The organism is Phenylobacterium sp. (genome assembly GCF_036402295.1).
Classification (GTDB): Bacteria; Pseudomonadota; Alphaproteobacteria; order Caulobacterales; family Caulobacteraceae; genus Phenylobacterium.
Map to the genome: position 1 here is coordinate 1 of NZ_DASWTE010000034.1, position 8,226 is coordinate 8,226.

The following is an 8,226-nucleotide window of genomic DNA, read 5'->3' on the forward strand; positions in this document are numbered from 1 at the left end:
GCGGTAGTTCGCCTCCCAGAGCTCGCGGTAGCGCTCGATCCACATGTTCGCCTCCTGCAACGGCTTCGCCTCGATCCGGGCGGGGCGGCGCTGGGCGTCGCGGCCGCGGTGGATCAGGCCGGCCTTCTCCAGCACTTTCAGATGCTTGGAGACCGCCGGCTGGCTCATCGAGAAGGGCTCGGCCAGCTCGGCGACGGAGGCTTCTCCCATCGCGAGCCGGGCGAGGATCGCGCGGCGGGTGGGATCGGCCAGGGCCGCGAAGGTGGCGTCGAGCTGTTGTTCATAACTCATGGGTTACAGAACTAATTGGTTATGCAGTTGCCGTCAAGTCGACGGGCGTCGCGCTGTCGTCTACAGGCGAGCCATGTCCACGCTGCACGTGATCTTCGGCCCCTCGGGGGCCGGCAAGACAGTCTACGCCCACGCCTTCGCGCGCCGCGAAAAAGCGGTCGCCTTCATCCTCGACGAGTGGATGGCCCAGCTCTTCGCGCCCGACATGCCCCAGCCCATCGAGTACGAGTGGATGATCGAGCGCGTGCAGCGCTGCGAGGCGCAGATCTGGTCAGTGGCGGCCGGCGTGCTGGCGACCGGCACGCCAGTGATCCTCGACATCGGCCTGATGCGGAAGGCCGACCGGGCCAGGGTGCGCGAGATCGCCGACGGTGCGGGGCTGCCGCTGCAGTTCCACTTCGTGACCGCGCCCGCCGAGGTGCGCCGGGCCCGGGTGGCCGAGCGCAACGTCGTGCGCGGCGAGAACTTCGCGATCGACGTCCTGCCCGAGCACTTCGACTTCATCGAAGGCGTGTTCGAGGCGCCCGATCCCGCGGAGCTGGCCGGGGCGGTGATCAGCGAGAGCAACTGACGCGAGGACGGGGCATGGTGCGGTCGGCGGCGTTACTGACAGGGCTTGCGATGGCGACGGCGGCGCACGGACAGGAACGGTTCCCCGAGCTCAAGTCCGAGGCGATGACCCCGGCGCAGAAGCAGGTGGCCGACGCCATCGTCTCCGGCCCGCGCGGCTCGATCCGCGGGCCCTTCAACGCCTGGCTGCGCAGCCCCGAGCTGGCCGACCGGCTGCAGAAGGTGGGCGAGCACATCCGCTACCGCTCCAGCCTGCCGGCGCGGCTGAACGAGTTCGCGATCCTGATCACCGCGCGGCACTGGAACGCCAAGTTCGAGTGGTACGCCCACTATCCGCTGGCGCTGCGCGGCGGCCTGAAGCCCGAAGTGGCGGCCGATCTCGCCAAGGGTCTGAAGCCGCGCGGCATGGCCGCCGACGAGGCCGCCGTCTACGACTTCTGCGTCGAGCTGCGCCGCGACAGGCGGGTGAGTGACGCCACCTACGCCGCGGTCCACAAGCTGTTCGGCGACCAGGGCGTCGTCGACCTCATCGCGGTCAACGGCTACTACGACCTCGTCTCCATGACCCTGAACGTGGCCGAAGTGGCCACGCCGCCCGACGGCGCGCTGCCCCTGCCGGACCTGCCCTAGCCCACCTGCGGGAACAGGTGCGCGGGCCAGGTGGCGTCGGCGGCGCGGTGGTAGGCTTCGCGCAGCGTGAGGCGGGTGTTGTAGCCGGCGAGCACCGGGTCCTTTGGCAGCACCTTGCGGTACATCAGTTGCGAGATCGTGCCGCCCAGCACCACGTCGGCGGCGCTGAACCGGTTCCCCAGCAGCCACTTGCGGCCCTTCAGCGACGCCGATAGCACGCCCACCATGTCGTCGAACGTCCCGAAGCCGGGACCGAAGCCCGGCAGGTCGATCGCCTGCTCGTGCAGGTAGGCCACCGGGTCGACCACCGCCGTCGCATAGACCATCCACTTGAGGTACGCGCCGCGGTCGGCGTCCTCGATCTTCGGCGCCAGCGTCCCGTAGCTGTAGCGGTCGGCCAGGTAGATCGCGATGGCCGGGTTCTCGCTCACCACTACGTCGCCGTCGGTCAGCGTCGGCACCTTCCCGGCCGGATTGAGCGCCAGGTACGCCGGGGCCTTCTGCTCGCCCTTCTTGATGTCGACCGTCTTCACGTCGAAGGGGACGCCGATCTCCTCCAGCATCCAGTAGGCGGTGAACGCCCGGCTGGCCGGCGAGTGATAGAGGGTGATCCCGCGCTTGGCGGCCATGGCAATCTCCTGCAGGAGACCTTAGCTAAGCGGTGAGCGCCGTCGGGCCAAGGCCTGCCGGGGACGGTTGGCCCTACGGGCTCGCCGAGCCGCGGTCTTGATTTTTGCGGCGCACAATCCTAGCATCTTTGCCCCCGGGACGTGTACGCCCGCGGCCGGGTTGGGGATCCACCAAGGCGAACCTCGAGTCATGATGGAAAAAGTTCCGATGACCGTTGAGGGCTACAAGGCCCTCGACGAAGAACTGAAGCGTTTGAAGACCGTGGAACGGCCGGCGGTAATCGCCGCGATCGCCGAAGCGCGGTCGCATGGCGATCTCTCCGAGAACGCCGAATACCACGCCGCCAAGGAGCGCCAGGGCTGGATCGAAGGCCAGATCGCCGAGATCGAGGACAGGATGGCGCGCGCCCAGGTCATCGACGTCTCCAAGCTTTCCGGCAAGCAGATCAAGTTCGGCGCGACCGTGTCGGTCGTCGACGAGGACACCGAGGAAGAGGCCCGCTACCAGATCGTGGGCGAGCACGAAGCCGACGTGAAACGCGGCCGGGTCTCGATCACTTCGCCGATAGCGCGTGCGATCATCGGCAAGGAGATGGGCGACGTGGTCGAGGTGAACACGCCCGGCGGCGTGAAAGCCTACGAGATCACCAAGGTGGAGTGGGTCTGAGCCCACTGCGATGGCCGCGCCACGTCCCTTACGGATCTGGGCGGTCTCGGATGGCCGTGCGGGCATCGAAGCCCAGGTCCTGGGCCTAGCCGAGGCGGTCGCCCGCCTGCGCCCCGCGCACATCTCCACGCGCCGCGTGGGCTGGCGCTATGGCCTCGGCCGCCTGCCCTGGCGGCTGATTCCGCCGGCTGCGCGCACGGGCGACCCTATCGAGGCGCCGTGGCCCGACATCTGGATCGCCGCGGGCCGGGCCACGCTGCCCCTCTCCACCCGCGTGCTGACTTGGGCCGAGGGCAAGACCTTCGTGGTGCAGACCCAGGACCCCAAGGCGCCGCTCGGCCGCTTCGACCTGGTCGTTCCGCCGGAGCACGACGGGCTCAGCGGCCAGAACGTGTTCCCGATCCTCGGCGCGCCGAACCGGCTCAGCCCCGAGAAGCTCGCCATCGGACGGGCCCGCTTCGCCGAGCGGATCGACCCCCTGCCGCACCCGCGGGTGGCCCTGATTGTGGGCGGCAAGTCCAAGGCCCATGACCTGCCCCGCAAGGCGGCGCTGGAGCTGGCCGCCGCCGTGGCCCGCGCGATCGAGGGGGCCGGCGGCTCGCTGATGCTGAGTTTCACCCGGCGCACCCCCCCGCCAGCCCGCCAGGCCATGACCGCCGCGCTCGCCCACCTGCCGGGGATCATCTGGGACGACACCGGCGAGAACCCCTACTTCGCCTTCCTCGCCTCGGCGGACGCCATACTGGTGACCGAGGACTCCACCAACCTCGCGACCGACGCCGCCGCCACCGGCACGCCGCTCTTCACGCTGCCGCTGCCCGGACATAGCCCCAAGCTCGCCCGCTTCCACGCCGAGCTGCGGCGTCGCGGGATCGCCCGGCCGTTCGCGGGGGACCTGGCGGGCGAAACCTACGAGCCGCTCGCCGAAACCGACCGCGCCGCACACGAGCTCCTGCGCCGCTACGACGGGTCGGATTGATCGCGCCTTTGCATTCAGGGCCGCATCGGCTCATCTCGGAGCGATGATCCTCGCCGCTCTCCTGGCCGGCCGCCCCGATCTCGCCCTGTTCGCGGGCCATCCGCAGCTATGACCGGACCCAGGATCCTGTTCGTGGTCGACGCCGGGCCCGCCGTGGGCGGCGGCCACGTCATGCGTTCGCTGACCCTGGCCAAGGCGCTGGAGGCGCAGGGGGCGAGCTATGCCTTCGTGGGCCCGCCGGCGGCCGGCGAGCTGCTGGACGCCTTCTCGCCTGACAGCGCCCGGATCGCCGCCGACGACCTGGCCGCCGCAGCCGTGCGCGAGTCGTTCGACGCCGTCGTCTTCGACCACTACGGCCTGTCCGCCCCCGACCATCGGTCGATGGCCCAGGGCCGGCCGACGCTGGTGATCGACGACCTCGCCGACCGCCAGCTCGGCGCCGACCTCCTGCTGGACGCCGGGCCGGCGCGCGCGACCGAGGACTACCTGGGCCTCGTTCCCGACACCTGCCGCCTGCTCCTGGGGCCGAACTTCGCCGCCGTCCGCCCCGAGTTCGCCGCCCTCCGCGAGCCGGCGCTCGCCTGGCGGGGTGAGCCCGTGCAGCGGATCCTCATCGCCATGGGGCTCACCGACGTGGGCGGGATCACCAGCCGCGTGGTGGAACTGGTCCGCCCGCGCGCCGGCGACGCCGGCCTCGACATCGTGCTGGGCGCCGCGGCCCCCAGCCTGGCCGGCCTCACCAAGATCGCCCGCCGCGACAGCCGCCTTTCGCTGCATGTCGACACCCCGCACATGGCCCGCCTCACCGCCGAGGCCGACATCGGGATCGGCGCGGCGGGCTCGTCCAACTGGGAACGCTGCGTGCTGGGCCTGCCGTCGATCCTGGTGGTGCTGGCCGACAACCAGCGGCCGGCCGCCCGCGCCCTGGCCGAGCGCGACGCCGCGATCGTCGTCGACAGCGCAGATTCCGGCTTCGACGGGGCTTTCGACCGGGCGCTGACCAAGCTCCTGCGCGACGGCGAGCTGCGCCGCGGCCTCGCCCGCCGCAGCTCGGAGGTTTGCGACGGCCTGGGCGCGGGCCGCACCGCCGAGATCTTCCTGGCGATGATCGCCGCGCGCGCCGGCTAGACTAGACGACCCTTTCGCGGCCACTCTTCAGCCCGGTCCGGAGCTTGTGGCCCACCTCGCGGCGCACGCGGGGCCGGAAGCGGCCGCCATGCTCGGCCATGAAAGCCTCGACGACACCGCGGTCCTTCTGCGCCAGCCAGCGCAACGCCCAGGAGACGGCCTTCTCCACCATGTCGTCGCGGTCGTCGGCGAGCCGCAGGCACAGCGGGAAGGTCCGCGCCGGATCGGGCCCCGCCGCATTCAGCCCCACCGTCGCCACCAGCGCCGAGCGCCGCAGCCACCGACTCTCCGAGCGCGACCAGGCGTCGAACAGATCGTCCGGCAGGCGACCCTTCGCCCACAGCGGGCCCGTCAGGATCGTGCCCAGGGCGTCCACCGCGTACCAGGACGCCGCGCGCTCCGCGAACCGCTCGGCCACCGTCTGGCTCACCTCGGCGAACGCCGCCTTGTGGTGGCGGATCAGCTCATAGGCCAGCCACTTGCCCTCCTGCGGCGAGACCGCCTCCAGCGCCTCGGCGACAGCGACGACGTGATCGCCTGCTTCCGGTTTCAACGCCTGCGACCACGTCCTGCGCAGCGCGCGCAGGTGCGGCGTGTCGCGCCGCGGCAGCGCGGCGATTTCGGAGCGATAGCGGGTGGCGACGTCCTGGGCGCTCACGCGCTCAGCCTAGCATGTCCCATGCGAGCGGCTCGCCCCGCGCCAGGTCCCGCTTCGCCTTGCGCCCCAGCACCTCTTCGAAGTGCGCGGGCGGCAGGCCGTTGCCCGGCCGGATGGAGCGCACGTTGGCCCGCGTCAGCGGCTCGCCCGCCTTCACGTCGGCTGTGACGTAGAGCGAGCGGCGGAACAGCACGTTGCCGCGCTCCGACCCCAGCAGGTCGTAGTGGGCGCGGCCCAGCGCCGCCCAGGCGGCCTTGGTGTCGTCGCAGAGCGCCTTGAACTCAGCCGGCTCCAGGCTGAACGCCGCGTCGGGCCCGCCGTCGGCTCGCGCCAGGGTGAAGTGCTTCTCGATCACGCAGGCGCCCATGGCCACGGCCGCGACCGAGGCCGCCGTGCCCGGCGTGTGGTCCGAAAGCCCGACGGGGCAGTCGAAGCGCGCGGCCATGTCGGTGACGGTCCGCACGTTGGCGTCAGCGAAGGTGGCCGGATAGCTCGACACGCAGTGGAGCATCACCACCCCCGGCGCGCCGGCCGCCAGCGCCGTGTCCCGCGCCGTCTGGATCTCCTCCAGGTTGGCCATGCCGGTAGAGATGATCAGCGGCTTGCCCTTGGCCGCGGCGTAGCGGATCAGCGGCAGGTCCACGGCCTCGAACGAGGCGATCTTGTACGCCGGCGCGCCCAGGTCGGCGAGCAGGTCCACCGCCGTCTCGTCGAAGGGGCTGGAGAAGATCGTCACGCCCCGCTTTCTCGCCCGCTCGAAGATCGCCGCGTGCCACTCGAACGGCGTCTGCGCCTCCTCGTACAGCTCGTAGAGGCTGCGCCCGTCCCACAGGCCGCCGTGGATTTTGAACTCCGGCCGGTCGACGTCCATGGTGATGGTGTCGGCGGTGTAGGTCTGGATCTTGATCGCGTCGCAGCCGGTGTCGGCGGCGGCGTCCACCATCGTCAGGGCCCGGTCCAGGCTGCCGTTGTGGTTGCCCGAAAGCTCGCAGATCACATACGGCTCGTAGGCGGCGCCGATCTTCCGGCCGGCGATCTCGATCTCAGGGGGGCGCGACATGAACGGGAATCTACCCCAGAGGCGCTGAAACGGTCGTTAACTATCCTGCGCGCGCTTGCGGCAACGCCGCCGTCGCACCCGTCCGGAATCGTCACTACATTGGGGCCCATGTCCGAACCCCGCTCCGTCCGCTGCCTCATCGTAGGCTCCGGCCCCGCCGGCTACACCGCCGCCGTCTACGCCGCCCGCGCGCTGCTGAATCCCGTGCTGATCCAGGGCATCCAGCCCGGCGGCCAGCTCACCATCACCACAGACGTGGAGAATTACCCGGGCTTCGCCGACGTCATCCAGGGCCCCTGGCTGATGGAGCAGATGCAGGCCCAGGCCGAGCATGTGGGCACGGAGATCGTCAACGACATCGTGACGAAGGCCGACCTCTCGCAGCGGCCGTTCCGGCTTGAGACCGACTCTGGCCAGGTCTGGCTGGCCGAGACGCTCATCATCTGCACCGGCGCCCAGGCCAAGTGGCTGGGGCTCGAGACCGAGCAGAAGTTCCAGGGCTTCGGCGTCTCGGCCTGCGCCACTTGCGACGGCTTCTTCTACCGCGGCAAGCAGGTCGTGGTGGTGGGCGGCGGCAACACGGCCGTGGAAGAGGCGCTGTTCCTCACCAACTTCGCCGCCAAGGTCACCGTCGTGCACCGCCGCGACGAGTTCCGCGCCGAGCGCATCCTGCAGGAGCGGCTGTTCAACCACCCGAAGATCGAGGTGATCTGGGAGCACGCCATCGACGAGGTGCTGGGCGATACCGACCCGATGGGCGTCACCGGCGTGCGCCTGAAGAACGTCAAGACCGGCGCGACCCAGACCCTGGATGCGGACGGCGTGTTCATCGCCATCGGCCACGCGCCCGCCTCGCAGCTCTTCCATGGCCAGCTCGAGATGGACGCCTCCGGCTACCTGAAAGTGACGGCCGGCACGGCCTCGACGGCCATCGAGGGCGTCTACGCCGCGGGCGACGTCACCGACGACGTCTACCGCCAGGCGGTGACCGCCGCGGGCATGGGCTGCATGGCCGCGCTGGAGGCCGTCCGCTTCCTCGCCGAAGAGGATCACAGACGCGCGCAGCACCCGATTTCGCACCAGGAAGCCCAGAAGATCGGGGCCTGGTGAGAATTATTCGCAGACGGCCAAGCTACGTCGGAAACCCGACTCGGGGTTTCGGAGTTTCGGGGGGGTGGTGACCTCCGAGGAACTCAGTTCAAGCGATCGGTACCGGATGCAGGCCGAGGTAGTCATGCGTCTCGCCGCCAAGGCCGAAAGCCCGGCGGAGAAGGAAGTGTACCTGTCGATCGCCGACGGCTGGCGCAAGCTGGCCGCCGAAGCCTTGCGCAACGAGCGCCAGGACCGTCCGAGCGAAGAGCGCTCGTTCCGCCACGACCCCGACTGATGCTTGGCCCGACTGAGGCCTAGCCTGACTGAAGCGGGCATTCCGGCTAGGCTCGGCGGATGATCCGCTACGCCCGGCCCGAGGACCACGTCGCCATCGCCGAGGTCAACGACCTCGCCTTCGGCCAGCCCGACGAGGCGCGGCTGATCGAGCGGCTGCGCGCCGACGGCGACGTGCTGTTCGAGCTGGTGGCCATCGAGGACGGCCAGGTCGTGGGCCACATCCTT

General features: G+C 70.3%; 11 protein-coding genes. 7 read left to right on the forward strand and 4 right to left on the reverse strand.

Features of this window, described 5'->3' with window-relative positions; genetic code table 11:
- Nucleotides 1–291, reverse strand: a 291-nt coding sequence (locus VGD44_RS01915) for a metalloregulator ArsR/SmtB family transcription factor (RefSeq protein ID WP_331083308.1), incomplete at its 3' end; no start/stop codon positions are given.
- Between the two features lie 73 nt (nucleotides 292–364).
- On the opposite strand from VGD44_RS01915, the gene VGD44_RS01920 reads away from it, so the two are divergent.
- Together VGD44_RS01920 and VGD44_RS01925 are read left to right on the forward strand one after the other, a co-directional pair.
- A complete protein-coding gene (locus VGD44_RS01920; protein WP_331083310.1) occupies nucleotides 365–862 on the forward strand; it encodes an ATP-binding protein in 498 nt (165 codons plus the stop codon).
- A gap of 50 nt (nucleotides 863–912) precedes the next feature.
- Nucleotides 913–1,491, forward strand: coding sequence for a hypothetical protein (locus VGD44_RS01925; RefSeq protein WP_331083311.1), 579 nt, complete (start codon nucleotides 913–915; stop codon nucleotides 1,489–1,491).
- On the opposite strand, the gene VGD44_RS01930 is transcribed toward VGD44_RS01925, so the two are convergent.
- Entirely contained in the window at nucleotides 1,488–2,120 is a 633-nt protein-coding gene (locus tag VGD44_RS01930) for a glutathione S-transferase (RefSeq protein ID WP_331083314.1), read from the reverse strand. The genes VGD44_RS01925 and VGD44_RS01930 overlap by 4 nt on opposite strands.
- Nucleotides 2,121–2,313: 193 nt before the next feature.
- On the opposite strand from VGD44_RS01930, the gene greA reads away from it, so the two are divergent.
- The 3 genes from greA (at nucleotide 2,314) to pseG (ending at nucleotide 4,894) form a co-directional block, all read left to right on the forward strand.
- The gene (gene greA / locus VGD44_RS01935; protein WP_331083316.1) at nucleotides 2,314–2,787 is read left to right on the forward strand and encodes a transcription elongation factor GreA; all 474 of its coding nucleotides are present in this window, start codon (nucleotides 2,314–2,316) and stop codon (nucleotides 2,785–2,787) included.
- 10 nt (nucleotides 2,788–2,797) lie between these two features.
- Nucleotides 2,798–3,766 (forward strand): mitochondrial fission ELM1 family protein, encoded by a 969-nt coding sequence (locus VGD44_RS01940; RefSeq protein ID WP_331083318.1) that lies wholly within the window; start codon nucleotides 2,798–2,800, stop codon nucleotides 3,764–3,766.
- Between the two features lie 108 nt (nucleotides 3,767–3,874).
- Nucleotides 3,875–4,894: a UDP-2,4-diacetamido-2,4,6-trideoxy-beta-L-altropyranose hydrolase gene (pseG, locus tag VGD44_RS01945; RefSeq protein WP_331083320.1), complete on the forward strand. Its 1,020-nt coding sequence runs from the start codon at nucleotides 3,875–3,877 to the stop codon at nucleotides 4,892–4,894.
- 1 nt (nucleotide 4,895) lies between these two features.
- Here pseG and VGD44_RS01950 read toward each other — a convergent pair whose 3' ends face one another.
- Nucleotides 4,896–5,552 carry a DNA alkylation repair protein gene (locus VGD44_RS01950; protein WP_331083322.1) on the reverse strand — a complete coding sequence of 219 codons (657 nt, stop codon included), beginning with the start codon at nucleotides 5,550–5,552 and terminating at the stop codon, nucleotides 4,896–4,898.
- A gap of 4 nt (nucleotides 5,553–5,556) precedes the next feature.
- Nucleotides 5,557–6,612, reverse strand: a complete 1,056-nt coding sequence (pseI, locus tag VGD44_RS01955) for a pseudaminic acid synthase (protein ID WP_331083324.1) — start codon at nucleotides 6,610–6,612, stop codon at nucleotides 5,557–5,559.
- A 108-nt stretch (nucleotides 6,613–6,720) separates the two neighbouring features.
- Here pseI and trxB point away from each other — a divergent pair, with 108 nt between their 5' ends.
- Entirely contained in the window at nucleotides 6,721–7,722 is a 1,002-nt protein-coding gene (gene trxB / locus VGD44_RS01960; RefSeq protein ID WP_331083326.1) for a thioredoxin-disulfide reductase, read from the forward strand.
- A 124-nt stretch (nucleotides 7,723–7,846) separates the two neighbouring features.
- Nucleotides 7,847–7,999, forward strand: a complete 153-nt coding sequence (locus VGD44_RS01965) for a hypothetical protein (RefSeq protein ID WP_331083328.1) — start codon at nucleotides 7,847–7,849, stop codon at nucleotides 7,997–7,999.
- Nucleotides 8,000–8,226: the final 227 nt, after the last annotated feature.